This is a genomic window from Pseudomonas sp. P65(2024), from assembly GCF_057480955.1.
In genome coordinates this window covers 308,581-332,704 of the sequence record NZ_JBLIYX010000001.1, presented here as the reverse complement: position 1 = coordinate 332,704, position 24,124 = coordinate 308,581, and the positions used below count along the sequence as shown (strand labels likewise).

Sequence of the window (24,124 nt, the reverse complement as noted above, 5' to 3'; positions counted from 1 at the left end):
CCTCTAGGCAGGCAACTCGATCACGAAGCGCGTCCACCCACCTTCGCACTGGGCCCGAATATTCCCACCGTGCGCCTGCACGATCGAGCGGGTGATGGCCAGCCCCAGGCCCGCATGCTCGCTGCTGCCCTCCTGGCGCGCCGGGTCTGCCCGATAGAAACGGTCGAACAGCCGCTCCAGCAGTTGCGGGGCGATTGCCGGGCCACTGTTGGCCACCTCGATGCGCAACCCCGGCGCAAGGCTCACACGAATCTCGCCCCCCGCCGGGGTGAAGCGCAGGGCATTGTCCAGCAGGTTCGACAAGGCCCGGCGCAGCATGTGTCGGTCGCCCTCGGCATGCGCCTGGCCCTCGCGAGACAGCCTGACCTCGGCTTCCTCAGCCAGCGGCGCGTAATACTCCAGCAGCGCATCGACCTCGATCGCCAGGTCCAGCGCCTGACTATTGGGCATCAGCAGACCGTGGTCGGCCTTGGCCAGATAGAGCATGTCGTTGACCAGCTGGGCCATCCACTGCAGTTCCTCGAGATTGCCATGCAGGGCCTCGCGGTACTCCTCGAGGCTGCGTGGGCGGGTGAGGGTGACCTGGGTGTGGGTCAGCAGGTTGGACAGCGGTGTGCGCAACTCGTGGGCGATGTCGGCGGAGAACGCCGACAGGCGTTGGAAAGCATCGTCCAGGCGCTGCAGCATGGCATTGACCGCGCCGGCCAGCTCGGCCAGTTCCTCGGGCATCTCGGCGGCCGGCAGGCGAGTGGTTAGCGAGCGGGCGTTGACGCTGGCGGCGACCTTGCCCATCCGCCGCAGCGGCTTCAGGCCACGGCGCACGGCCCAGGCACCCAGCAGCGCGGTGGCCAGCGCGCTGAGGCCGACCGTGAGCCAGATCAGGCGCTGCATGCCTTGCAGGAAGTGCTGGTGATGGGTGATGTCGAGGAACAAGGTCAACTGCGGCGAGTCGGGCCGGGTTTCGTCCAGCGGCAGGCTCAGTCCGCGGTAGTCGTTGCCCTGGGTATGCAGCGTGGCCAGGCCGGGCTGGGCCGGGGCGTCCGGCAGGTCGCCGCGGCTGGCGAACCAGGTGGTGCCGTCGACCGCGCGCACGCGCAAGGCCAGGTCGGACTGGTGGCTGAGCTCGTTGAGCAGCCCCGGCAGGCGCGTGGCCAGTTGCTCGGGGGTGGTGACGCCGTCGAGCAGGCTGCGCATCAGCGACAGGCGGCCGCTGAGCAGTTGCTGGTCGAGCTCGACGAAGTGCTGCTCGCTGGCGCGGCTGAACAGCAGGCCGGCGCCCAGCGAAACACTGGCGGTGCAGGCGGCGAACAGCAGCGCCAGGCGACGGCCGAGGGACAGGCGGCGCATCAGTCCTGGCGCTCCTCGAGCACGTAGCCCATGCCGCGCACGGTATGGATCAGCTTGGTGGCGTGATGGTCGTCGATCTTCAGGCGCAGGCGGCGGATGGCCACCTCGATGACGTTGGTGTCGCTGTCGAAGTTCATGTCCCACACCTGCGAGGCGATCAGCGACTTGGGCAGCACCTCGCCCTGGCGGCGCAGCAGCAGTTCGAGCAGGGCGAATTCCTTGGCGGTCAGGTCGACGCGCTGGCCGGCGCGTTCGGCGCGGCGGCGGATCAGGTCCAGGCGCAGGTCGGCCAGGTTCAGGCAGGTGTCCTGGCTGGCGCTGGCGCCTCGGCGCAGCAGGCTGCGCACCCGGGCCAGCAGTTCGGAGAAGGCGAATGGCTTGACCAGGTAGTCGTCAGCGCCCAGCTCCAGGCCGTGGACGCGGTCCTCGACGGCATCTCGGGCGGTGAGGAACAGCACCGGCGTTTCCAGCCCGGCCTGGCGCACGGCCTGGAGAATCTGCCAACCGTTGCGCCCCGGCAGCATCACATCGAGGATCAGCAGGTCGTGGTCACCGGTCAGGGCCAGGTGCTGGCCGGTGTCGCCATCGTTGGCAAGCTCAGTGACGAAGCCGGCTTCGCTCAGGCCCTGGCTCAGGTACTGGCCGGTCTTGGCCTGGTCTTCGACGATCAGCAGTTTCATGTGTTTACCAATGTTCGGATCAGCGTGATGCCGAAATCATACGTGACGATCTGGCGGCCTGCCCAAGCTGACAACGTTGTAATCTTCCCGTCAGCCAGCTGCCAGCCAGCCTTTTCGAGAATGGTCTCATTCTCCCAGAACGACCCGGAGTCACCCATGAAACACCTGTTCATCGCTGCCGCCCTCGCACTGGTCAGCCTGCCGAGCTTTGCCGACAACGGCAAACCCTTCGCCTTCGGCGAGCCGGCCGAGGCGGCCAAGGCCACCCGCACCATCGAGGTGGTACTCAAGGACATCGCCTTCGAACCGAAGAGCATCAAGGTCAAGGCTGGCGAGACCGTGCGCTTCGTGCTGGTCAACGAAGGCAAGCTGCCCCACGAGTTCAACCTGGGCGACAAGGCCATGCACGCCGAGCACCAGAAGGAAATGATCGCCATGCAGGGCAAGATGTTCACCGCCGGCATGAACCACGAAGGCATGGACCATGGCCAGATGGATCACGGCCAGATGGGCGCTGGCCACGGTCATGCGGGTGGCAACACCGTGCTGGTACAGCCCGGCCAGCGCGCCGAGCTGACCTGGACCTTCCGCAAGTCGGCGCCCATCGAGTTCGCCTGCAACGTGCCTGGCCACTACCAGGCGGGCATGGTCGGGCCGCTGACCATCGAGTGACATCGGCTCCAAGGCGGGGTGCAAAACCGGTAGACTAGGGCAATTTCGAACCTTCAGGTCAGTTTCCATGCATCCCGCCGCCGAACACTCCCCGCTGGGCAAGTCCAGCGAATACATCGCCACCTACACCCCTTCGCTGCTGTTCCCGATTCCCCGCTTGGCCAAATGGGCCGAGCTGGGCGTGAGTGGCGACGCGCTGCCGTGGCAGGGCGTGGACTTCTGGAACTGCTTCGAACTGTCCTGGCTGCTGCCCTCGGGCAAGCCGGTGGTGGCCATCGGTGAGTTCGCCATCCCGTGCGATTCGCCGAACATCATCGAGTCCAAGTCCTTCAAGCTGTACCTCAACTCGTTGAACCAGACGGTGTTCGAGTCGGTAGCGGCGTTGCAGGCGTGCCTGGTGCAGGACCTGTCCGCCGCAGCCGGCAAGCCGGTCGGGGTCAAGGTCAGCACCCTGGCCGAGGTAGAGGGGCAGGGCGTGACCACGCTACCGGGCCAGTGCATCGACGCGCTGGATGTGAACATCAGCAACTACGAGCAGCCGCAACCGGAGCTGCTGCGTTGCGCGTCGGAGCGCGTGGTGGAAGAGACCGTGCACAGCCACCTGCTCAAATCCAACTGCCCGGTCACCGGCCAACCGGACTGGGGTAGCGTGGTGGTGGAGTACAAGGGGCAGGCGCTGGATCATGCCAGCCTGCTGACCTACCTGATCAGCTTCCGCCAGCATGCCGACTTTCACGAACAATGCGTGGAGCGGATCTACCTGGACCTGAAGAACCTGCTCAAGCCTGAGCACCTGACGGTGTATGCACGCTACGTGCGCCGCGGTGGGCTGGATATCAACCCGTACCGCAGCACTGGGGCGATCAGCCCGCAGAACCTGCGATTGGTGCGTCAGTAATGTAATGGGGCCGCGTTTGCGGCCCCATTCGGTTCAGATCCCCATGCTGTGCAGGTGATTGGCGATATTGCGCAGGATGGCGGTAAGGTCTGGGTGATCGGCCTCGAAACGTTCAACGGCGGTATTGACCCCATCGACCAGGTTGTTGTCGTTGGTCGCTTCCTCGAGCTTGATCTGGGCTTCGATCTGCTGCATCAGTTCATGCAGGTGTTCGCGCTCTTCCAGCGAGAGCGGTGGATTGCGGTCCAGTTGCTCGCGCAGGCTATCGAGTTGCTCTTGCAGTTCGCGGGCAGGCATTGTTCGTTCTCCATCAATGACTTGGCAAGCCATGGACCTCGGCGACACGGTAAAGGTTCTGGCCTGCCTTGTAGCGTAATCCACCTGCCACTGCTTTGCATGACTAGCATCAACGGGGATGTATCAGGGTTTCTCGCCCCTGTGCCGGCGCTGGGCAATGTCCGCAAGGCAGGTGTCGAGGGATTCCAGGTGATCGATCACCGAGTGCACGCCCAGGCCGAATAGCGCCAGGGTCGCCTTGCCACGGGTGCGCTCCTGTTCCTGCCGGGTCATGGCCTGCCATTGACTGGGGCCGAGGTCGCAGGCCGCCAGGCCCACCGTCCACAGGCCGGCGTTGAGCCCGGCCTGCAGCAACCGTGGCTCACCGCTGACCAGTACGCAGCCTTCCAGGCGCTGGCTGTCGAGGCTCATCAGCGCCTGCCAGCAGGCGTTGGGCGCCGGCCATTTGCAGCCGTTGACCAGATGGCCCGGTAGCCAGCCGGGCAGCACGCTGCTCAGGCGCTTGCCCTGGGCGGCGCTGAGCTCGTCGAGCCAGATGCACGGCACCGCCTGCGCGCGCAGGCGGTGAAGGGAGTCGAGGGCGCCGGGGGCGGGCAGGGGGCTGCCGTCGTTTGCCTGGACCAGGCAGCCGCGCAGTCCGAACAGCACGGCGGTGAAGGCGGGTGCGTCTTGCATGGCAACGTCCCTAAATACACCGCAAGCTACCCGGCGATTGTGACCAAGGGATGACGACTACAGTTGTTCACGAAATCTTGACAGAGATATGTAAAACTACCGTTCAGCCAGCAAGCCAGTATACTTGCGCCCTATCGAGCAGCGCGCCATAGGCCGTTGCCGCCGTGAAATCCGATGGAGAAACATCTATGCGTAGGATCGGTGCCGGAGTGATCGAGCGAGTCACCCAGGCCTGTGTCTGCGCCAGCTTGCTGCTGGCGCCCGTGGCAGCCACCCAGGCGGCAACCGAGGAGGATCCGTGGGAGTCGGTCAACCGACCGATCTTCAGGTTCAACGATGTCCTCGACACCTATGCCCTCAAGCCGCTGGCCCAGGGTTACCAGTACGTCACCCCGCAGTTCCTCGAGGATGGCATCCACAACATCTTCCGCAACCTGGGCGACGTCACCAACCTGGCCAACAACGTGCTGCAGCTCAAGCCTCGAGCGGCGGGCATCGACACGGCGCGGCTGATCGTCAACACCACCTTCGGCCTGGGCGGTTTCTTCGACGTCGGCACCAAGATGGGCCTGCAGCGCAGCGACGAGGACTTCGGCCAGACCCTCGGCTACTGGGGCGTGCCCAGCGGGCCGTACGTGGTCATTCCGTTCCTTGGCCCGAGCACCGTGCGTGACGGCCTGGCCAAGTACCCGGACACCTACACCGAACCCTACCGCTACATCGACCATGTGCCGACCCGCAACTCGATCTTCGCGATGGACGTGATCGACACCCGCGCCAGCCTGCTGTCGGCGGAGAAGCTGATCCAGGGCGACAAGTACATCTTCCTGCGCAATGCCTACCTGCAGAACCGCGAGTTCAAGGTCAAGGACGGCCAGGTCGAAGACGACTTCTGATCGACCGGCTTACGAAAAAGGCGACCTTCGGGTCGCCTTTTTCGTAACAGTTCAATGCATGGCCAGGATGCGCAGGCCGAACTTCTGCGCGCCGCCGGGCTGGTCGGCGATCCACACCACTTCGGTGCTGGCATGCAGGCCGGCGAGGGCGGCGTGGTCGGAGTCGATGCGCACCTCGAGCTGGTCGCCCACTTTGAATCGCTGCGGTGCCTGGACCTGCATGCCGCTGCTGGAGAGGTCGATGCACACGGCACTGATCACCTGGCCGGCGTGCAGCAGGCTGACCTCGGCTTCAATGCGCATGCGTATGAAATCGCGTTTTTCGCTGTAATCCACGGGGGGCTGGGACATGCTTGCATCCTTTCGTCAGGTTGCGCCGATGTGCTTTCTTATAACGCCGGGTGATTTGCCCTGTAAAGTGCGGGGGAGTCTTCCTTGCCATGCTTGAAACGCCAGGCGGATGGGAGTACCGTCAGCGCCTTACAGGGCACCTCGCTATTTGCCGGACCAGTCTTCTTGTCCTACAACTCAAATAGAGAGTGGCTAAAGAGCATTCCAGTAGCCGTCTGTCGGTCTTCCACAGTCGCTACGCCAACCCAAATCTGGCGCCGTTCGCCCACATGCAGAAACCCAGTGCAACGCTGCTGATCATCGATGACGACGAGGTGGTCCGTGCCAGTCTCGCCGCCTATCTGGAAGACAGCGGCTTCAGCGTCCTTCAGGCCGGCAACGGCCAGCAGGGCCTCCAGGTCTTCGAAGCACACCAGCCCGACCTCGTGATCTGCGATCTGCGCATGCCGCAGATGGGCGGCCTTGAACTGATCCGCCGGATCAGCGAGCGCGCGCCGCAGTTGCCGGTGATCGTGGTGTCCGGTGCCGGCGTCATGAGCGACGCGGTCGAAGCCTTGCGCCTGGGCGCGGCGGACTACCTGATCAAGCCCTTGGAAGACCTGGCCGTACTCGAGCACTCGGTGCGCCGCGCCCTCGATCGCTCGCGCCTGGTGCTGGAAAACCAGCGCTACCGGGAGAAGCTCGAAGCGGCCAACCGCGAGCTGGAGGCCAGTCTGCACCTGCTGCAGGAGGACCAGACCGCCGGTCGCCAGGTGCAGATGAACATGCTCCCGGAAAACCCCTGGGTGGCTGGCGAGTTCGCCTTCGAGCACCAGATCATTCCGTCGCTGTACCTGTCGGGCGATTTCGCCGACTACTTCCGTGTGGATGACCGGCGCATCGCCTTCTACCTGGCGGACGTCTCCGGTCACGGCGCCTCGTCGGCGTTCGTCACGGTGCTGCTCAAGTTCATGACCACGCGCCTGCTGTTCGAATTCAAGCGTGGCGGTAAAATGCGCGAGTTCAAGCCTTCGCAGGTGCTCAGCCACATCAACCGTGGGCTGATCAACTGCAAGCTGGGCAAGCATGTGACCATGGTCGGTGGCGTCATCGACGAGGACACCGGCCTGCTCACCTACAGCGTCGGCGGCCACTTGCCGCTGCCGGTGCTGTACACCCCGGGCCAGGCCCGCTACCTCGAAGGCCGCGGCCTGCCGGTGGGGTTGTTCGACGAGGCCAGCTACCAGGACCAGGTGCTGGAACTGCCGCCGCAGTTCAGCCTCACCCTGATGTCCGATGGCATTCTGGACCTTTTGCCCGGGGACACACTCAAAGATAAGGAAGCGGCCTTGCCGGAAATCGTCAAGGCGGCAGGTGGTAGCCTGGAGGGGCTGCGCCAACGATTCGAATTGGCTACGCTTGGGGAGATGCCGGATGATATCGCCCTATTGGTGTTGAGCAGGAACCTTGAATGAGTACTGGTAGAATCCAGTTCGCCGAGCAGAGCGGGACCTTCGTTCTGAAATTTGTCGGTGAAGTGCGCCTGACCCTGTGTTCGGCGCTGGATGCGACGATCGAGAAGATCTTCACCGCGCTGAACTTCTCGGCCATCGTCATCGACCTGACCGAAACCGAGAGCATCGACAGTACCACCCTCGGCCTGTTGGCCAAGCTGTCGATCCTGTCCCGGCAGAAGGTTGGCCTGCTGCCCACCCTGGTCACCACCAACCCGGACATTTCCCGCCTGCTGCAGTCCATGGGCTTCGACCAGGTGTTCAACATCGTCGACCGGCCGGTGCCGTGCCCGGAATGCCTGACCGACCTGCCATCGCAGGACCAGGACGAGAGCGTGGTGCGTTCCAAGGTGCTGGAGGCGCACAAGATCCTCATGGGCTTGAATGACTCCAACCGAGAAGCGTTCCACGACCTGGTGAGCGCGCTCGAGCGGTCCTGAACCTGCGCTGAACCTGCCGACACCATCGCGGGAGCTTTCGATGGTGTCAGTCCTGGATGAACGCCGTAGCCGGCGAGCCATCCGCATTCAGCTGAAACACCCGCTCCGGCCGCCCCTGGCCATCGAAGAACACCTGCCCCAGCCCCGCGCTGTTCCACAACCGCTCCCCGGCCTTGCTGCGGCTAGGCGTGCGCGGCACCACTTGCATTTCCCGGCGCTTGGTGAACCAGTTGAGCGGCGAGCGCGGTGAGTACAGCCAGCGGTTGAGCCGGTCGAGCACATCCAGCAGGCGCCGGGGAAACTCGTTCTTGATCCCGCTGCTGGTCACCTGCCACAGGTGCGGGCTGCGCTGGCGGTGGCGGATCAGCACTTCGTAGACGAACGAGTAATGCACGTCGCCCGACAGCACCACGTAGTGCCCCGGCGTGCGCGAATGGCGGAAGATGTTGAGGATCACCTGCGCCGCGCCGCGATGGGCCATCCAGTTCTCCGCATCCACCAGCAACGGGTAGCCCAGGGCGCTGAACACCCGCTGCACGGTCTCGATCAGCTTGACCCCGAAGATCGGCGCCGGCGACACGATGATCGCCGAAGGGTGGTCGAGCAGCGCCTGCTGCAGTTCGCTCAGCGCCTCCCAGTCCAGCAGGCCGGAGGGCTTGCCCAGGCTGCTTTCGCTGCGCCAGCGGCGGGTGCGGGTGTCCAGCACCAGCAGCGGCGGGTCGCTGGGCAGCGCGTACTGCCAGCCCTGGAAGCGCAGCAGCTCGCCGATCAGCTCATCCCTTGCCTCGTTCAGTTGCCGGCATTGCCCGACCAGCACCGCGCAACCGTCCGGATCGTTGCCCCAGCCCTGGCACAGCAGATAGCCGAGCAAAGCGTTGCCGATGATGCGCCGCGAGAACGGATGGCCGTAGGCGGTTTGTTCCCATTGCGCCGACAGGTTCCAGTCGTCGGTGATGTCGTGGTCGTCGAAGATCATCAGGCAGGGCAGGTGGGCCATCACCCGCGCCACCTGGCCGAGGCCGTCACGGAACGCCTCGATCAGTGGCAGTTCGCGCTGATAACGAGCCTGGCGCTGCGCGGTCAGGCCCTCCGGCATCTCCAACCCCGCCAGCGTCCACGGTAGCGGCGACCAGACCAGCAGGTACATGGCCATGACCTCGGCGAAGGTCACCAGGTGGTTGTCGGCGTTGCTGGACGAGAAGATCGGCTTGCGCTTGCCGCCGAAGAAGCGTTCGCGCAGGGTTTCGTTGCCTTCCTGGGCCGGCAGCAGGTCGGCGCGGTGGTAGTAGCAGGCCGGATGGCGATAGAGCGCGGCGCCGCTGTCGACCAGGGCGCCATCGAGGGCTTCGTCGAACAGGCCCAGACGCTCGATCAGCGTGTGGATGGCACGCAGCATGGGGCCGGCGACATCGTCGGCATAGACTTGGTCACCGCTCATCAGCAGCACGGCGGGGCGTTTTTCAGGGCGCGGATCGGCGGCAAGTAGGCGGTCGGCACACAGCAGGCCGTCGGCGGCCGGATGGTGGGGCTTGCGGCAGGAGCCGTGGAGCAACTGGTCGAGACGATCGCGCAGTACGAAGCTGGGGCGGCTGGCTCCGGAGTAGAGCAGGTGCGGGGCCCAGTCGGCGATGCCCTGGCCGTTGGCCAGGCGCAGGTCGTATTCGAGCGCCACATTGCAGGGCAGCGGGTGGTCGAAGCGGATGTCCAGCAGGTGGATGAAGGCGTGCTGTCCGACCGGGATCACCTCAGCGTGCATCGTGGCGTTGATGCCGGTTTGCTCGAGCAGGAATTCGGGTTGTAGTGGTTGCGAGCCGACCAGCCAGATGGCCAGGCGTTGCGGTTCCAGGCGGCGCAGGATGGGGCCGGCGAGGACGAGGGGGAGCGAAGCGGTGGCGGGCATGGATGGCTCAGGTTCGTGTGATGCTGATGGCCCTATCGCGGGGAATGGCCACCCCAACGAAAAACGGGCGGGAAATGCTCTGCATTAACCGCCCGTCGATCAAGCCGAAGATGTATCAGGCTTTGTCAGCCAGCCATCAGTGCTTCCAGCTTTTCCTGGTCGCGGGCGAACTGGCGGATGCCTTCGGCCAGCTTTTCGGTGGCCATGGCGTCTTCGTTCATCGCCCAGCGGAACTGGCTTTCGTTCAACTGTTGCTTGGCCTCGCCGGCATTGCCCGGCTTGAGCAGGCGTGGCAGTTCGCCCTGGTCGTCCGACAGTTGCTGCAGCAGCTCGGGGCTGATGGTCAGGCGGTCGCAGCCGGCCAGTTGCTCGATCTGGCCGATGTTGCGGAAGCTCGCGCCCATGACCACGGTGTTGTAGCCGTTGGTCTTGTAGTAGTCGTAGATGCGGGTGACCGACTGCACGCCCGGATCCTCGGCGCCGACGTATTCCTTGCCGGTGCTTTTCTTGTACCAGTCGTAGATGCGCCCCACGAACGGCGAGATCAGGAACACCCCGGCATCGGCACAGGCCTGGGCCTGGGCGAAGGAGAACAGCAGGGTGAGGTTGGTCTGGATGCCTTCCTTCTCCAGCTTCTCGGCGGCGCGGATGCCTTCCCAGGTGGAGGCCAGCTTGATCAGCACGCGGTCTTTCGGCACGCCGGCCGCTTCATACAGCTCGATCAGCTGACGGGCCTTTTTCAGCAGCGCCGGCTCGTCGAACGACAGTCGCGCGTCCACCTCGGTGGAAATGCGCCCCGGAATGACCTTGAGAATGCCCGAGCCCACCGACACGGCGAACTTGTCGCAGGCCAGGTCGACATTGCCCTTGGCATCGGCCTTGACCTGCTTGAGCAGGTCGGCGTAACCCGGGATGGCCGCGGCCTTGAGCAGCAGCGATGGGTTGGTGGTGGCGTCGACCGGCTTGAGGCGGGTGATGGCGTCCAGGTCGCCGGTGTCGGCGACGACGGTGGTGAACTGCTTGAGTTGTTCCAGCTTGGAGGTCATGGGCGTGCTCTGTCCTGTGCAATGACTCGACATTACCCGAGCCCCGACAGCCACTCAAGGCCCGTCGCAGGCGTATCGGGAAACCCTTGGAAGCAGCGCGCTCCCCTGTGTAGGAGCGGGCTTGCCCCGCGAAGGGCTGCAAAGCGGCCCCGGCCAACGCCAGGGCCGCAGTATAAGGCTAACCCTTCGAGTGCCAACCCCGCCCCAGGTTCCCTCAACGCCCCTGCAACAGCTCGGCAGCCTGGTCCAGCACCTTCAGCGGCTCGCTGGTCTTGTGAATGTCCGCCGACAGCAACTGCCGGAAGCGCCGCGCCCCCGGGAAGCCTTGGCCCAGCCCGAGGATATGCCGGGTGATGTGATGCATCGCGCCGCCGCTTTGCATGTGCGCGACGATGTACGGACGCAGCTTTTCCATCGCCTCGGCCCGGCTGACCACCGGCGCCGCGCTGCCGAACAGCTGCTGGTCGACCTCGGCCAGCAGGTACGGGTTGTGGTACGCCTCGCGCCCGAGCATCACGCCGTCGAAGGTCTGCAGGTGGGTGCGGCACTCGTCGAGGGTCTTGATGCCGCCGTTGAGCACCAGTTCCAGGTCCGGGAAGTCGGCCTTCAGCTGCGCCGCCACGTCATAGCGCAGTGGCGGGATCTCGCGGTTCTCCTTGGGCGACAGGCCTTCGAGGATGGCGATGCGCGCATGCACGGTGAAGCTGCGGCACCCGGCGTCGCGCACCTGGCCGACGAAATCGCACAGCTCGGCGTAGCTGTCGCGGCCGTTGATGCCGATGCGGTGCTTGACCGTGACCGGGATGCCGACCGCGTCCTGCATGGCCTTGACGCAATCGGCCACCAGACCCGGATGGCCCATCAGGCAGGCGCCGATCATGTTGTTCTGCACCCGGTCGCTGGGGCAGCCGACGTTGAGGTTGACCTCGTCGTAACCGGTATCCTCAGCCAGGCGCGCGCAGGCAGCCAGGTCCGCCGGCACGCTGCCGCCCAGTTGCAGGGCCAGCGGGTGCTCGGATTGGTCATGGCGCAGGAAACGCTGGGCGTCGTTGTGCAGCAGGGCGCCGGTGGTGACCATTTCGGTGTAGAGCAGGGCGTGCTGGGAGAGCAGGCGCAGGAAGAACCTACAGTGTCTGTCTGTCCAGTCCATCATCGGCGCCACAGAGAAGCGGCGGGATAGCTCGAGGCGCGTGGTTTGTGGCTTTGAAGCTGTTTCTAGGGGCATTCTGGTCTACACGGTTTTGTACCATTTTCCAGGGTTTTCAGACGTTTTTGGTGTGACGGTGGTACGATGTACCACCGCCAGTCACGCTTGTACCACCGGAAAATATGGCAACGATTAGAGCAAGGAAAAAGGCCGATGGAACGGTCAGCTATACCGTCCAGATCCGCCTCAAGAAAAAAGGTGTCCTAGTCTACCAAGAGTGTCAGACCTTCGCCCGCAAGCAGGCAGCTCAAGCCTGGGCGAAGCGACGAGAGACCGAGTTGGCGGAACCTGGAGCGATCGAGCGGGCTAATCGTGGCGGGCACGCCGTCAAGGACATGATCGACCGATACCTGGTGGAGGCAGAGAAAGCCCGGCCGCTTGGCAAGACGAAGCGGCAGACCCTCCTGGCCATCAAGAGTAGCTACCTGGGCGACGTGGTCGATTCCGACATCTCTCAGCAGGTGCTGGTGGAATATGCTTTATGGCGCATGAGCCCCGAGGGTGGCGACATCAAACCGCAGACAGCTGGCAATGATCTTGCTCACTTGGGCTCAGTGCTGTCGCTGGCCAGGGCGGCGTGGGGGTATGAGATCAACCCTCAAGCCATGCCGGATGCGCGCCTCGTGCTTAAACGGCTCGGTTACAACATGAGGAGCCGTGAGCGGGATCGAAGGCCCAATCTCGACGAACTCGATAAGCTGCTCGAGCATTTCTTCGAGATGCTTTCACGGCGCCCGACTGTCATTCACATGCCCAAGGTGGCAGCGTTTGCTATCTTCTCTACTCGTCGCATGGACGAGATCGCTCGCATCTTGTGGGAGGATCTGGATGAGCACCGTCAGGCGGTGAAGGTGCGGGACATGAAAAATCCAGGGCAGAAGATTGGTAACGATGTTTGGTGCCACCTGCCTGATGAGGCATGGAAGATTGTGCAAAGTATGCCGCGGCAGTGTGCTGAGATCTTTCCTTACAACAGTGACTCAATCGGCAAGGCTTGGTCCCAGGCATGCAAGATGGTTGGAGTGGCGGATCTGCACTTCCACGATCTGCGCCACGAGGGTGTGAGCAGGCTGTTCGAAATGGATTGGGATATACCCAGAGTGTCGAGTGTTTCCGGTCATCGTGATTGGAACTCGCTGCGGCGTTATACCCATCTGAGGGGGCGCGGCGACCGCTATAAGGAGTGGAGTTGGTTGAAGCGTATTATCCTAGCGCCAGTTACTCTGGGCGCCCGGGTCGAATAGTCGGTTGAGGTTCCTAATTTTTGTTCGCTTTGTCGGGACGTTTGCGTTAGCCGTGGCCAGCAAATTATACGGCTTAACTCGCAAAATACCGCCATGATTGTCACGGAACACCGACTGGGTTTGTAAGCGGAAGAAATGAATGTGAGAAAACGAATAAAAAACGTAATAAAACAAAAGTTAAAGATTGTTCGGTTCGCGTGTAGGAAAAGTATTCGATCTAGTTCTGATAAACTTCGTATGTGAAGGAGGTGCTTTGTGGCCCCGCTGTTCCTAACTGGCAACAGAACTCCGCTGTATCCGCAAACAGCAAGAAAGATAGAGCTTCTGGATAACTCTATCTTCGAAAAGATTCAGAAATGGCGAATGTTTTCTGCGTTATGGGAGTTGGAAGTAGAAGATTTTTACGGTAAAAAAATATCCTATAGGGGTATAAAATATTCCGGCTCTCCTGAGAGAGTATTTTGGTGCTACTTTCAACCATTCTTCAATCATGAGATCCCGGAGGTTCTTTCTGAGGTTGAGAGCGTATGTGCTAACAAAGGACTTCCTCCGGAGGAATATTTGACGGAAGCCGCCGATCTTCTAAAAGTCATGGTTAGCCGTTTGTGGGCCGAAATTGCAATAACGCATCAGATGTTAAAGGGGAATGGTTTCCCCAAGGCTGAAGATTTGCCCGATGTGTCAGGAATAATTAGTGCGGCTAAAGAAAAAATTGACTCTGAGGTCGATGCTCTGCTCTTCAGAGGTGTCCCGGTGCTTCAAGAAATTCAATCGTCTCCAGACGATATTCTGGAAGTGAAGCCAAACTTCATGGGTATCGGCATCAATTTTAATGCATTTGCTCGCTGGGTAAAGCGCAAGTGGAAGCGCGTCTAACAATTGTTTCGAGTCGCTCGGTTGGGATTAATGGAGTCGGAGTCTCAGCCAAATGTTAGAGCGTATCATGAGTGCACCGAGATAATCGATCGGTTTGACCGATGCTGGTCTTTAAGCCAGCTAGGCCCTGTGTGAAAAGTCTGGACACGAAAGTCAGGCAAGGTGAAAGTAGCCGAGGGGGCGGAGCTCACGGGTTGTAAATGAACATTCCGAAGCTCTTTTCGATGCAGCATAGCCAAGTATCAAGGCTTTTCAGGCAGAGCTTAGGTTTCACAAGGTTTAACTTCCTACAAAGCAGTGCCCGTAATGAGGGCTTGCTGACTTATTCGACGGTATTGGCACTTCTCCAAACGGCCGGCGAAGACGTCCAGTACTCAGTTGTTAGCCGGTTAGCTGTCAGCGTCCGGTAACACTCTCAATCTGCCGAATACGTTCTTTGAAACATAGTGAAAGTTCAGAGGCCTCAATCAGCGGCCTAATCGAACCGCCTGCGTATCTATCAGCGCTGAAATTACACCAATCACCAACCCAGCGTTTCCAGTTAAAGTGAAGCTTTCTGAATGTTGGCATCTCTTCTGCGTCTCTCTGTTGCCGCTTGGTGCGGATCGCTGCGGCAAGTTCGTTTCGAGTGAGTCTATATTCCTCCCAAGCGGCGACATTTATTTCAGACTGGGTTAGCGGTTCATCTTTAAAAACGGTAGACCACAGAACGGAGTCGGTTGTTTCAATTATCAAGCTAACGCTGTCTACCGCAACTTTAGCTCTCGAATAATCGTAGGTAAACTGAGATGCCGACTCATGTGCAAGTATGTGTCTATCTCGAAAGGTCTGGTGCAGTTCAGCCCATAACGAGGATATGTCGCTAACTAGAGGGCTGCGTCCAGGCACATTGTCCCTACTAAAATACGGATCCTCAGCGGTCTTTGAGAGCTGCTTGAATTTTTGACCCAAAAGAGCATCATATACATCTTCAAGATGACTGAGTGAGCTGAATGGCAGGCTGTATGCTACGACCTCGCCAATACTAACTGTTTTTTTATGAATGCTAAGTATCACCTCTGACGCCTTAACTCTGTCCCCCAAAAGTGCAAGCCCATTGGCTGTGTACTGTCCGCCCGTATCAATAATCATTGCCACTACTGTTCTAAAATGCGCCTCTAATGTAGCTATAGCAGCAACAGGAAAATACCTAAAGAGTTCTGTATTTGCAGTTTCTCTCAGTTCTTCTAATGAACTCTTGAGATCAGTCAATCTTGATGTTGCCTCAAATACGGCGCTCTCAGCTGTTCCTAATAGTAGTCTTGATCTGATTTCTTCGACTCGATCAGCGATTAATGGTTTCGACTGCCTTGCCATGTGTCCTTCCTTAATGATTGAGTTGAACTGATGTGATTTGTGCTATCCGGATTTCTAATCCTGTAGGAGGTGCTTCAAATACTCTATCTTCCGCTCGAGGAGTTTCCTTTGAACCATGGCGTCCAGATTTCGGTATTGATTTCCAGTGCCAATCACCACGCGTGCATAATGCACGGCAGTTTCTTTCTCTAGATAATTTTGAAATGCATCTTCAGAAGCTTTAATAGCTAAGCGAAGTCTCTCCGCATCGCTCTCCTCGTACGTTCTCTCTTTAGTCCATTTTGCCATCAACTCTTTCATAAGATTATCGATGACAGAGTACAGCTTACCTGAGTCTATTAAGGCTTGGATTGAGCTGCCGAATGCACAGCGCGGAGCTCCAGGTCGTAGCTTTTGCTCGATGATTTCATAAGTAGCGTTAGCAAAAAGCATTGAGCTTTCGAACCAGCGGTTCAGCTGGTCTAGCGTGACAAGTCGAAAATTTGCCTCGTGAGCGGCAATGTGGCGTGCAGTAAATAAATCTTGGATATCTTTTACCAGTTGATCGGCATCATCAATTATTAATTCACCATATTGGATTCTATATTCACCCGGTGGCCCGAGGATCTCGTCCTCCGTCGGGTCTATGAATTCTTTCACCGAGCCCAAACTTATTTTAAAATTCTTGTAGCCAGCGTCTCCTGTAAATAAAGTGTCAAAGTGCTTTATGATGTGCTCTGCACTACTAACGCTTATGCTATGGCTAACCAAGTCGCCGAATGTTATCTCTTTTCGACTTAGTGCTTTCGTTAGATCAAAGTCAAATGTTAAATCTCTGAATAGTTTCGCTCGCTCTAAGTACGGAGTCTCATCTTCATCGATCAAAATCTTGATGCATGACCTAGAGAAAGCCTCTATGCATGAGACGATGCCGACAACATGGAGTGATATTTGATAGGGATCGGGATCACTTAGCGACATGAACCCGCTGTGCAGGGTCGCAATTTCTCCCAGAGCCGCGTATTGCCAGCGATCTGTCCGAGATTTCTTCTCGGCGATGATGCTTAATGCGTTTTTTTTTGACATTGGCTTATGCCCCCAGTGACAGACAGGCCTATATTCCCACAGCGTTGACCGTAATGACTAGAAGCGCGAACGAAAGGCGGGTCTTCGGTGAAGATGTAGGCATATTCCTAGTATCCTAAACTTTGTGTGAAAAACCTTCGTACTCCGTGATGCTGCGTTGAAAACGGCCTCGGAACGCTCATTTCCAGCCCGTAACCTTCCTCGGCTACTTTCGCCTTGTCTGACTTTCGTCTAAGACTTTTTACACAGAGCCTAATGATAGCTTTGGTAATTATATGTCTTCCACGAGGGACGCGATGCGTCGATTGCCGCCGTTTGTTGGCGGTGATTGACGAGCGATCAGGGAAAATTCAGTAGGCTGGACGGGCAGATAGGGGCAGTTGATCAGTGACGGATACTGACCAGCTCAGGTCAGATTTTCGAGTCAACCTGCCATTAACCGCTTGTTTAATTGTGCGCACTCTTTGCGCGCAGCATCCCGTTGCTGATCCAGGTAGAGAGCAAGGTCGGTAATGTGGATGCCTCGGGCGCTCTTCTGGCTCGGTTCAAGTCGGGTGATGGGCAGCTTGATCTCTCCAGCCAGCACCTTGCGTTGGAACACCAGCGGCGTTAGGTGAGTGAAGTAGTCGGCGCACACCTGCTCAAGCGAGATGATCGCCATGCCGTTGTATTGCGCCATCAATACGAAAGCCGTGTTCATGCGCTTTTCTCCGTGGCTCGTTGAGCCTGGGCGGGCTTAAAGTTGAGGTCGGGCTTACAGCCCTTCGCTTTATCTGGAACGTGTCCGACCGCTGCACCTGTGTTGCCAATAAAACTCGCCGCTTGGCGAATGTTGGCGCAGCGCTGGTTGTTGCCGCATATGCAGGGAATGCCGCAGACATCGCAGGTGACCGCCATGGCGGGGCGCATGAAAGTATGAACGCCCTTGGCTTCTCGGGCGTTAGGCGTATAGGTGGTGATCACAGCCAGTACCTTTCTATATCGTGACGGGTTGTTGAGGTCAGCGGCAGGACGGCACTGCTCGCCTGTGATGATGTAACCGGGGCGATGCAGGTTGCGGGTTGGGCCAAATTGGTCAGCCTCTGGGCAAAGCTCACGCCGGCAGCGATGACTGCTGCCAGCGCGACGGTGAGCCCCAGGCTGATCCCGCGCCAGATGTTCAGTTCGGCGTTCGTTGACATGGTTGAGTCCACCTGAGATCGGCTGCAGAGGTGATGTTGATGTGATGAGCTACTTGGAGGCCGAGCTGCTGGGCGATGTGAAGCTCGAGGCGGGCGCCCTTGGAGTTGAGCCAGCCGGGCAGCAGAAGCAGGCCCTCGCAGCGGGAGATCTGTACCAAGGCGAGGCGCATGTAACCGGTCCACGATCCGCATTCGGGTTCCGGGTTCTCGGCGGGGTTCTCGACTTCGAAGCCTTCAGCGCGCAACAGCTCGGCCGCCGCGTTGAAAGCTGGATAGTTAAGACCTGGAAGGCCAGTCATGGGGCCGGAGATGTAGATGCGTTTCATGCTAGGGCATCCGTAAGGGCGCGCCCGGATGGTGTGGCGCGTAGATGAGCATGAGCACGCTTGGCGAGTTCATCGACGGCTGTAGCGAGCTCGGCAGTTCGATCCGCCTGATCCCGCGCCTTCAGAGCGATTTGGACTTGCTGCGCCAGGCGCAGGGCTTCAACAGTGCTGAGCAGCCGTTCGTAATCGCTCCTGGTTACCGCCAACCCGGTGTAAGACATGATTCGCGTTTCCAGCTCGGAGACGGTGCGTTTGAGATCTGCGATTGTTGTGAGGTGTTTGCGTTGCTCGGATTCGCGTTGGACGGCGATTTCATTCAGTTCGTAGGCGAGATCCCGGACTTTTGTTAGGTGGGCGGCGTCGCGCTCTGCCAAGCCGATTTCCTTGCCCAGGTCGAAAGCGCGTCGGCGGGCTTTGCCGAAAAAGTAGGGCAGGGTGGCCAGAAGAATCAGGAGGGCGATACTGGCGCTAAGTGCGTACTGATACGGTTGCATATGCTGTGCTCCATGTGCACCCGCCGCCGTGATTTTAAGAGACGGTGGCGGGCTATGAGCCCCTGTTAGCCGGGGCGGCCTAGTTCACGCGATTTGCTAGGATTGTTCCGCCTGGCGGTCGAGATACTGAGCGAGGTCGTGCAGATAGATCACGTGGGGCGCCTTCGCTGAGTTGTGCAACTTCGTCAGCTTCATTGGGATCGCTCCCTTGTTGATCAAATCCCTGAAGCGCCGGTCAGAGCCGATGTGCGGGAAGTAACGCTCTCGCACGGCGCTCAACGTAGGGCAGGGCGTCGTCCACTCGCTTCGCAGCTGTTCCAGGGTGCTCATAAGAGCTCCCCAAGACCCTCATGGCCCGGCTGGAGCTTGGCGCGCAGGGAGGCGGCGAGTTGCTGTTTGTTTGGGGCGGTAACCGCTGCGCACACCTCACCCAGATCGTTGGTTACAACGGCCCCAAAGGGCAGCGCATGGTTAACGGTGCTGATCACATACGCTATCTGGCCGGTGAGCAGGACCTCATCCACGCTGTCTTGCGCCTCCACCAGGGCGAGGGCCTCTTCTGACATCGCGCCAGAGTCAGCCCGGCCATTGGCCAGGTCTTGCAGGAAATCGCGCAATGACTGGCACTTGGTGGCCAGCCTGCGCGGGAGAGACAGAGAACTAACAAGCGGTCCCATCGTCACTTTGATGTGGTGAGTGGTGCTGTCGTTTTCGACATAGACGAGGGCATCCAACGACGTCTCGGGGCGTTGCAGTTTGCAGGTTGCGGTACCGCCATGCTCCAAGGTGTGCTCGAGCACCATGATCCGACGCAGAGGGATAGTGAACTCGCTCATTCAGCACCCCCCGGTTGCGGGAACGGCTTGAGCGTTGCCACGGGGAGTGGTAATGATTTGAAGCCCTGTGCGGAGCTGGAATGCCGCCACTTGGGAGGGGCGGTTGCAGGTCATTGGGTGCAAGTAAACCTTGCACGACGGCGTGTGCTGTACGTATGGCATGTCTGAACCTCAGTGAGAGAGAGGGTGTGGCTCAGACAATACTCAAACGAATTTTGATGGTCAATACATAAGCGTATTGATTTGATAGGTGGCGTTTAGAAAATCTCGACTTTTGAGACCACGACGCCACAGATCATCGCGTCGTCAGGTAGCTCGATAATTGGGTCCGGCCAAGCGGGGTTGAGAGGTTTGAGGAATTGTCGCTGCCCTTCGATCACGAGCTGTTTGAAGGTGGCTTCCTTGCTATCCGGAAGCTTGGCAATGACTAAGGAGCCGTTGTCGTACTCCTTTGCGGGGTCTACGAAAATGATATCTCCGTCCCTAAAAGATCGGCGCTCATGGGGGTTGAACATAGACAACCCGCGTACGCGGAGTGCGAAAGTGGAGCTGCTGTGGGAGACAGCGCAAGGAAGCCAGATCTCTACGCTCTGCAGTTCCAGATCGTCCTGCATTTCGCACCAGGCACCAGCCTGTACCCAGGAAATCAATGGAACGAAGCCGCGAACCCTTGGGCCCAGCTCTACATTTGAATTTCGGCCAGGTGCCAGCGTTGGGTCATCCCCTCCTTTCCAGAGCCATTCGGTCGTGACTCCGAGGGCTTTTGCTAACTTTTCCACGTTAGCTTGACGCGGGCTGGCGGAAACGCCCGTCAGGATCCGGTGGATCGTGGGTTGGGGCACCCCCGATCTCCTGCCTAGCTCCCCTTCAGACCATCTCAGTTCCTGCATGCGCTGTGCGACGCGGTTTCCTATCACGGCTTAAAGCTCTGATTCGTTAACGTATTGGAATTGTATTGCCTGTATCAATTCGCTTGGGTATTATCATTTCAATTCGTTAACGCATCGGCGGGTGCCATGACTATTCAACAGATGCTTCAACAGCTGATCGACCTGGGGTTCTCCCAGCGCGCGATTGCTGAGCGGGTGGGGACAACCCAGCCAACCATTTACAGAGCGACAAGAGGGGCGGCGGTCCGCTACGAGGTAGGTAAGGCAATTGAACTGTTCTGTGAGGAACAGATGCAGATGGACAGAGATAAGCAGAAGTAAGAACGCTGAGCCAGGACTCTCACCTCCCGGCCCAGCTATGACAGCGCAACGCACTATCACTCTCGTCGTCCGGCACCCTCTCTCACAAGTGCAGCCGGACGACTATTACCGCATGCCATGCCCGCACAGCACGCAAGGCACAGCACACAGGTCGTGGTCGTAGGATAGGTCTTACCTAACCCTGTGACTAGGCCGTAAACCGAGGATTTACGGTTATGAGTCGAGTTGATCTATTGCCGGGCGCAGGTCCGGTCCTCACATTGCGGCAGGCGCTCTACCGCGCAGGTCGTGACTATCACGGTGGTATCACCAAGTTGGCCTTCGACATGGGCCTTGAGGTGGACACGCTGCAGAAGAAGCTCCACCACAACGAGGAGCGCCGCTGGCCGACCCCTGATGAGCTGGAAGAAATCGTCCAGTGGACCTCAGACCCGCGGCTGCTCGATGCCCTGGTTCGTCCGGCGGGGGCGGTCTGGTACCGGCCAGAGCCGGTGCCAGCCACCAACGAAGCGCTGCAAGCTGTAGCCAAACTCTTGGATGAGTCCAGTCAGTTCGTGGGCAGTCTGCATGACGGTGCAGCCGATAACGTATGGACGCTTGCCGAGGTGGTGGATCTCGAGAAGCGTGGGATGGATGTGATCCGCCAAGTGCTCGCGATCATGGCGGGCGCTCGCCAGGCCATGGAGGACGAAGCTCATGGCTGACGCCGTTGATTTCGCCAACGATCATGCGGAGTACTTCCTGCAGCTGTCGTTGCAGCGCCTTGCGCGCCTTCCTGAAAAGCCGAGCGCGCAGTTCTGTGAGGATTGCGACGAGCCGATTCCGTTGGCCCGTCAGCAGTCGGTCGCGGGTTGCGAAACCTGCGTCGACTGCCAGGGGTTGCGGGAGCGCCGGAGATGATCAGGCGCCCAACTCCTACCACAGCTGATTGGGCGCGGCGTTACATTGAAACCTTCAACCTGGCCCTGGTTCCGATCGAGCCAGGCGAGAAGGGGCCGAAGGGTAAAGCTTGGAACCAGCCCGGTCGCTACTTCACTGTTGCCGCTGATGCCGAGGCGTTTTGGACGAAGCGCCCGAGTCACAATCTAGGGGTGGTGCTCGGGCCTAGTCGTGTCTGCTCATTGGACGTTGATGACGTCGAACTGACGCGGCAGGTCATGCAGCAGACGCTTGGGCTCGACGTTGACGCCCTTGCAGACGCATACCCGACCTCCGTGGGTAACCCTGAACGCTTCCGTGTGATGTTCCGTGTCCCCGAGGGTGTGGAGTTGAGTCGCCACGCCCTGGTTTGGCCCAACAAGAACGACCCCGATGGCACCATCTACAAAGGGCTAATGGCGCAGGTCCAAGCAGCGGTAGACGCGGAAGATGCCGACCGCGAAGCGGCTTTCCGACTGGCTGCTGAGCCCTTCAAGAAAGTGACCGTCTTCGAGTTGCGGGGCGGCCTGGTACAAGACGTGCTTCCGCCCTCCATCCACCCTGGCACGGGTAAGCCCTACACATGGCGCACTGCGCCAGACGCTGGCGGCTTGCCGGAGCTCCCGCCCGAGCTGCTGGCGATCTGGCAGGGCTGGGACGAGTTCAAGCCCAAAGGGGAGGCCGTTTGCCCGTGGAGGCCGAAGCCGGCTATGCCCGCGGCTCGCCCAACGCCAAGGCCCTCACCAGCTGTTGCTCGCTCTGGTGACAAGCTCCCCGAGGTCATCCCGGAATTCAACCGCATCCATGACATCGCCACGATGATCGAGGCGCATGGCTACAAGCGCATCGACGGGAAGTGGTTGAGCCCGCACAGCAGCTCGGGGATGCCCGGGGTGACAATCAACGAGGACAAGCTCTACTCGCACCACACCTCCGACCCGCTGGCGAACGGTCACAAGAACGATGCTTTCGACGTGTACTGCATCCTCGAACATGGGGGTGACGTTCGTGCTGCTACCAAGGAAGCGGCACGGCAGCTCGGCCTGGGTGGTCAGTCCCGGGCACCTTTGCCGCCACCGTTGGGAGAGGTGAGGATGGTGCCCAGCGGCCCTCCCCGCGCCCCTTCCGGTGAGCAGGTGGCACCTGAAAGTGGATCCGTGCCTGTGTCTGTCGCTGCAGATTCTGAATCTCTTCCCCACGCCCCTTCTCGAGAGTGGCCGGATGATGATTTTCAGGCTGGCTCAAACACACCTGGGGGCTCGGGGGGCTTTCGAATCAGCGAGCAGGAGTTGCTGCGCGACTTCGTGGTGATCTATGGCTCAGACGTCGCCTGGGATTGCGCCCGGGGGCGGATGATCAAGCTGTCTGCCATTCGAGAAGCGGTAGGGCGGACCACGTACAAGTGGTGGCAAGAGAGTGAGCATCGCCGGATGGCGCAGGACGTGGTCTTTGACCCGACTGAGACCTGCAACTCGATGATGTTGAACCTGTTCGATGGGTTTCATGCAGAGCGGGATGAGCGCGGCCAAGAGGGATGCCAACGCATTCTCAAGCACTTGGGGCTGCTGTGTAACAACCGCGCGGATGAGTACCGTTTTTTGTTGAAGTGGATTGCCTATCCGCTTCAGAACCCTGGCGCGAAGATGGCGACAGCCGTGGTGATGTTCGGGGCCGAGGGGCCTGGTAAAAGCCTGCTGTGGGAAAAGGTGGTGCGGGAGATCTATGGCGCGTACGGCACCACCATCGGGCAGGCGCAGTTGGAAAGCCAGTTCACGGGCTGGCAGAGCCGCAAGCTGTTCGCGCTGGCTGAAGAGGTGGTAAGCCGTGAAGAAATGCGGCACTACAAGGGGGTGCTGAAGCACCTGGTCACCGGGGAGACACTACAGATCAACGAGAAGAACATGCCGGTGAGGGAAGAGAAGAATCACCTCAATTTCGTGTTCCTTTCAAACTCCACGGTACCATTGGCATTGGATGATGGGGATCGTCGGTACCTGGTGCTGTATGTGGACCGGGTGCCACCTAAGGAGTACTTCGAGGCATTGGTGAGCGAGATCGAGACAGGCGGTATCTCGGCGTTCTATGAATACCTGATGAGCATAGATTTGACGGACTTCAACCCTCATACCAAGCCTCCACTCAATGAGGAAAAGCAGGGACTGATTGATGGCAGCCTTCCCGCGCCACGGTATTTCGTGCGCCGATGGCTGGCCGGGGAGACAGAGTTCCCAGTGACGAATGCTGTTACTCAAGATGACTTGTGGCGCGCATTCTGTAAGTGGTGTGATGGCGCGAACGAGTTCAAGCGCCGACAGCGCGACTTCACGCAGGAGGCTGTGAGGGATTTGAAACAGGCACGCACCGACATTCGCTACCCCACGAAGGGGGATCAGTTCATAACCAAGCGGATTTATGTCACGCCATCATTCTTGGCGGAGAAGGGCGAGCTAGGGCGCGATTGGGCTGGCAAGGCCGGGCTGGAATGCCGTAAATTTACGACGGCTTTCGACCGCCCCGTATTGCCCCCGCCGGGACCTTTTTGATTCCGACAATCCGACACTATTCCGACAACGTTCCGACAGTGCTTCGCCCAATGAAATCGGGCATTCCGACAATCAGACAGACTTTTTGAAAATCCTCATGTGCGCGTGCGCGCGCTCCCATACGTAAGGCTTTCTCAAAATACCTGTCTGATTGTCTGAATTATGTATTAAC

The 24,124-nt window shown here is 59.7% G+C and carries 29 protein-coding genes; 11 read left to right on the top strand and 18 right to left on the bottom strand.

Annotated features, from left to right (window positions below):
* Positions 1-3: 3 nt before the first annotated feature.
* Together AC25MA_RS01690 and AC25MA_RS01685 are read right to left on the bottom strand one after the other, a co-directional pair.
* Positions 4-1,347, bottom strand: a complete 1,344-nt coding sequence (locus AC25MA_RS01690; protein WP_186597076.1) for a heavy metal sensor histidine kinase — start codon at positions 1,345-1,347, stop codon at positions 4-6.
* Positions 1,347-2,027 carry a heavy metal response regulator transcription factor gene (locus tag AC25MA_RS01685; protein ID WP_028692723.1) on the bottom strand — a complete coding sequence of 227 codons (681 nt, stop codon included), beginning with the start codon at positions 2,025-2,027 and terminating at the stop codon, positions 1,347-1,349. The genes AC25MA_RS01690 and AC25MA_RS01685 overlap by 1 nt, the downstream gene beginning before the upstream one ends.
* A gap of 156 nt (positions 2,028-2,183) precedes the next feature.
* Between AC25MA_RS01685 and AC25MA_RS01680 the strand changes: the two genes are divergently transcribed.
* Entirely contained in the window at positions 2,184-2,699 is a 516-nt protein-coding gene (locus AC25MA_RS01680) for a cupredoxin domain-containing protein (RefSeq protein WP_062574603.1), read from the top strand.
* Between the two features lie 67 nt (positions 2,700-2,766).
* Positions 2,767-3,597: an NADPH-dependent 7-cyano-7-deazaguanine reductase QueF gene (queF, locus tag AC25MA_RS01675; protein WP_186597074.1), complete on the top strand. Its 831-nt coding sequence runs from the start codon at positions 2,767-2,769 to the stop codon at positions 3,595-3,597.
* Positions 3,598-3,630: 33 nt separating this feature from the next.
* Here queF and AC25MA_RS01670 read toward each other — a convergent pair whose 3' ends face one another.
* Together AC25MA_RS01670 and pcrP are read right to left on the bottom strand one after the other, a co-directional pair.
* On the bottom strand, positions 3,631-3,894 hold the full coding sequence (locus tag AC25MA_RS01670; protein ID WP_186597072.1) for a DUF4404 family protein: 264 nt from the start codon (positions 3,892-3,894) through the stop codon (positions 3,631-3,633).
* A gap of 123 nt (positions 3,895-4,017) precedes the next feature.
* Positions 4,018-4,569 (bottom strand): HAD superfamily inactivated hydrolase PcrP, encoded by a 552-nt coding sequence (gene pcrP, locus AC25MA_RS01665; RefSeq protein ID WP_028692719.1) that lies wholly within the window; start codon positions 4,567-4,569, stop codon positions 4,018-4,020.
* Positions 4,570-4,757: 188 nt separating this feature from the next.
* Here pcrP and AC25MA_RS01660 point away from each other — a divergent pair, with 188 nt between their 5' ends.
* Entirely contained in the window at positions 4,758-5,465 is a 708-nt protein-coding gene (locus AC25MA_RS01660) for an MlaA family lipoprotein (RefSeq protein ID WP_028692718.1), read from the top strand.
* Positions 5,466-5,516: 51 nt separating this feature from the next.
* Here AC25MA_RS01660 and AC25MA_RS01655 read toward each other — a convergent pair whose 3' ends face one another.
* Positions 5,517-5,816: a PilZ domain-containing protein gene (locus AC25MA_RS01655; protein ID WP_028692717.1), complete on the bottom strand. Its 300-nt coding sequence runs from the start codon at positions 5,814-5,816 to the stop codon at positions 5,517-5,519.
* A gap of 269 nt (positions 5,817-6,085) precedes the next feature.
* On the opposite strand from AC25MA_RS01655, the gene rssB reads away from it, so the two are divergent.
* Positions 6,086-7,270, top strand: coding sequence for a two-component system response regulator RssB (gene rssB / locus AC25MA_RS01650; RefSeq protein WP_028692716.1), 1,185 nt, complete (start codon positions 6,086-6,088; stop codon positions 7,268-7,270).
* Positions 7,267-7,749 (top strand): anti-sigma factor antagonist RssC, encoded by a 483-nt coding sequence (gene rssC, locus AC25MA_RS01645; RefSeq protein WP_028692715.1) that lies wholly within the window; start codon positions 7,267-7,269, stop codon positions 7,747-7,749. Before rssB ends, rssC begins: the two co-directional genes overlap by 4 nt.
* A 46-nt stretch (positions 7,750-7,795) precedes the next feature.
* On the opposite strand, the gene AC25MA_RS01640 is transcribed toward rssC, so the two are convergent.
* The 3 genes from AC25MA_RS01640 to dusA all read right to left on the bottom strand — a co-directional run bounded on the left by AC25MA_RS01640 (position 7,796) and on the right by dusA (position 11,920).
* Entirely contained in the window at positions 7,796-9,649 is a 1,854-nt protein-coding gene (locus tag AC25MA_RS01640) for an alkaline phosphatase D family protein (RefSeq protein ID WP_486971747.1), read from the bottom strand.
* A 125-nt stretch (positions 9,650-9,774) separates the two neighbouring features.
* The gene (tal, locus tag AC25MA_RS01635) at positions 9,775-10,695 is read right to left on the bottom strand and encodes a transaldolase (RefSeq protein WP_028692713.1); all 921 of its coding nucleotides are present in this window, start codon (positions 10,693-10,695) and stop codon (positions 9,775-9,777) included.
* A gap of 214 nt (positions 10,696-10,909) precedes the next feature.
* Positions 10,910-11,920 carry a tRNA dihydrouridine(20/20a) synthase DusA gene (gene dusA / locus AC25MA_RS01630; RefSeq protein WP_486971746.1) on the bottom strand — a complete coding sequence of 337 codons (1,011 nt, stop codon included), beginning with the start codon at positions 11,918-11,920 and terminating at the stop codon, positions 10,910-10,912.
* Between the two features lie 104 nt (positions 11,921-12,024).
* On the opposite strand from dusA, the gene AC25MA_RS01625 reads away from it, so the two are divergent.
* Both AC25MA_RS01625 and AC25MA_RS01620 read left to right on the top strand, forming a co-directional pair.
* The gene (locus tag AC25MA_RS01625; protein WP_486971745.1) at positions 12,025-13,146 is read left to right on the top strand and encodes a site-specific integrase; all 1,122 of its coding nucleotides are present in this window, start codon (positions 12,025-12,027) and stop codon (positions 13,144-13,146) included.
* Between the two features lie 255 nt (positions 13,147-13,401).
* Complete coding sequence (locus AC25MA_RS01620) at positions 13,402-14,022, top strand: hypothetical protein (RefSeq protein ID WP_486971744.1); 621 nt, start codon at positions 13,402-13,404, stop codon at positions 14,020-14,022.
* A gap of 396 nt (positions 14,023-14,418) precedes the next feature.
* Here AC25MA_RS01620 and AC25MA_RS01615 read toward each other — a convergent pair whose 3' ends face one another.
* From AC25MA_RS01615 to AC25MA_RS01570, 10 genes are all read right to left on the bottom strand, one after another.
* Entirely contained in the window at positions 14,419-15,378 is a 960-nt protein-coding gene (locus AC25MA_RS01615; protein ID WP_486971743.1) for a lysozyme inhibitor LprI family protein, read from the bottom strand.
* 54 nt (positions 15,379-15,432) lie between these two features.
* Positions 15,433-16,443, bottom strand: coding sequence for a hypothetical protein (locus AC25MA_RS01610; RefSeq protein WP_486971742.1), 1,011 nt, complete (start codon positions 16,441-16,443; stop codon positions 15,433-15,435).
* Positions 16,444-16,867: 424 nt separating this feature from the next.
* Positions 16,868-17,143: a pyocin activator PrtN family protein gene (locus tag AC25MA_RS01605; protein WP_486971741.1), complete on the bottom strand. Its 276-nt coding sequence runs from the start codon at positions 17,141-17,143 to the stop codon at positions 16,868-16,870.
* Positions 17,140-17,406, bottom strand: a complete 267-nt coding sequence (locus AC25MA_RS01600) for a hypothetical protein (protein ID WP_486971740.1) — start codon at positions 17,404-17,406, stop codon at positions 17,140-17,142. Before AC25MA_RS01600 ends, AC25MA_RS01605 begins: the two co-directional genes overlap by 4 nt.
* Entirely contained in the window at positions 17,403-17,624 is a 222-nt protein-coding gene (locus tag AC25MA_RS01595; protein WP_486971739.1) for a hypothetical protein, read from the bottom strand. The genes AC25MA_RS01600 and AC25MA_RS01595 overlap by 4 nt, the downstream gene beginning before the upstream one ends.
* On the bottom strand, positions 17,603-17,950 hold the full coding sequence (locus AC25MA_RS01590) for a DUF4406 domain-containing protein (RefSeq protein WP_486971738.1): 348 nt from the start codon (positions 17,948-17,950) through the stop codon (positions 17,603-17,605). The genes AC25MA_RS01595 and AC25MA_RS01590 overlap by 22 nt, the downstream gene beginning before the upstream one ends.
* The gene (locus AC25MA_RS01585) at positions 17,947-18,444 is read right to left on the bottom strand and encodes a hypothetical protein (protein WP_486971737.1); all 498 of its coding nucleotides are present in this window, start codon (positions 18,442-18,444) and stop codon (positions 17,947-17,949) included. Before AC25MA_RS01585 ends, AC25MA_RS01590 begins: the two co-directional genes overlap by 4 nt.
* Before the next feature lie 96 nt (positions 18,445-18,540).
* Positions 18,541-18,774: a pyocin activator PrtN family protein gene (locus AC25MA_RS01580; protein ID WP_486971736.1), complete on the bottom strand. Its 234-nt coding sequence runs from the start codon at positions 18,772-18,774 to the stop codon at positions 18,541-18,543.
* Positions 18,771-19,280 carry a hypothetical protein gene (locus AC25MA_RS01575; protein ID WP_486971735.1) on the bottom strand — a complete coding sequence of 170 codons (510 nt, stop codon included), beginning with the start codon at positions 19,278-19,280 and terminating at the stop codon, positions 18,771-18,773. Before AC25MA_RS01575 ends, AC25MA_RS01580 begins: the two co-directional genes overlap by 4 nt.
* A gap of 257 nt (positions 19,281-19,537) precedes the next feature.
* Complete coding sequence (locus AC25MA_RS01570; RefSeq protein WP_486971734.1) at positions 19,538-20,197, bottom strand: LexA family protein; 660 nt, start codon at positions 20,195-20,197, stop codon at positions 19,538-19,540.
* A 99-nt stretch (positions 20,198-20,296) separates the two neighbouring features.
* Between AC25MA_RS01570 and AC25MA_RS01565 the strand changes: the two genes are divergently transcribed.
* The 4 genes from AC25MA_RS01565 to AC25MA_RS01550 all read left to right on the top strand — a co-directional run bounded on the left by AC25MA_RS01565 (position 20,297) and on the right by AC25MA_RS01550 (position 23,952).
* A complete protein-coding gene (locus AC25MA_RS01565; protein ID WP_486971733.1) occupies positions 20,297-20,491 on the top strand; it encodes a hypothetical protein in 195 nt (64 codons plus the stop codon).
* Positions 20,492-20,706: 215 nt separating this feature from the next.
* Positions 20,707-21,195, top strand: a complete 489-nt coding sequence (locus tag AC25MA_RS01560; protein WP_046856369.1) for a phage regulatory CII family protein — start codon at positions 20,707-20,709, stop codon at positions 21,193-21,195.
* On the top strand, positions 21,188-21,391 hold the full coding sequence (locus AC25MA_RS01555) for a TraR/DksA C4-type zinc finger protein (RefSeq protein WP_046856368.1): 204 nt from the start codon (positions 21,188-21,190) through the stop codon (positions 21,389-21,391). The genes AC25MA_RS01560 and AC25MA_RS01555 overlap by 8 nt, the downstream gene beginning before the upstream one ends.
* Positions 21,388-23,952: a bifunctional DNA primase/polymerase gene (locus AC25MA_RS01550; protein ID WP_486971732.1), complete on the top strand. Its 2,565-nt coding sequence runs from the start codon at positions 21,388-21,390 to the stop codon at positions 23,950-23,952. Before AC25MA_RS01555 ends, AC25MA_RS01550 begins: the two co-directional genes overlap by 4 nt.
* Positions 23,953-24,124 lie beyond the last annotated feature (172 nt).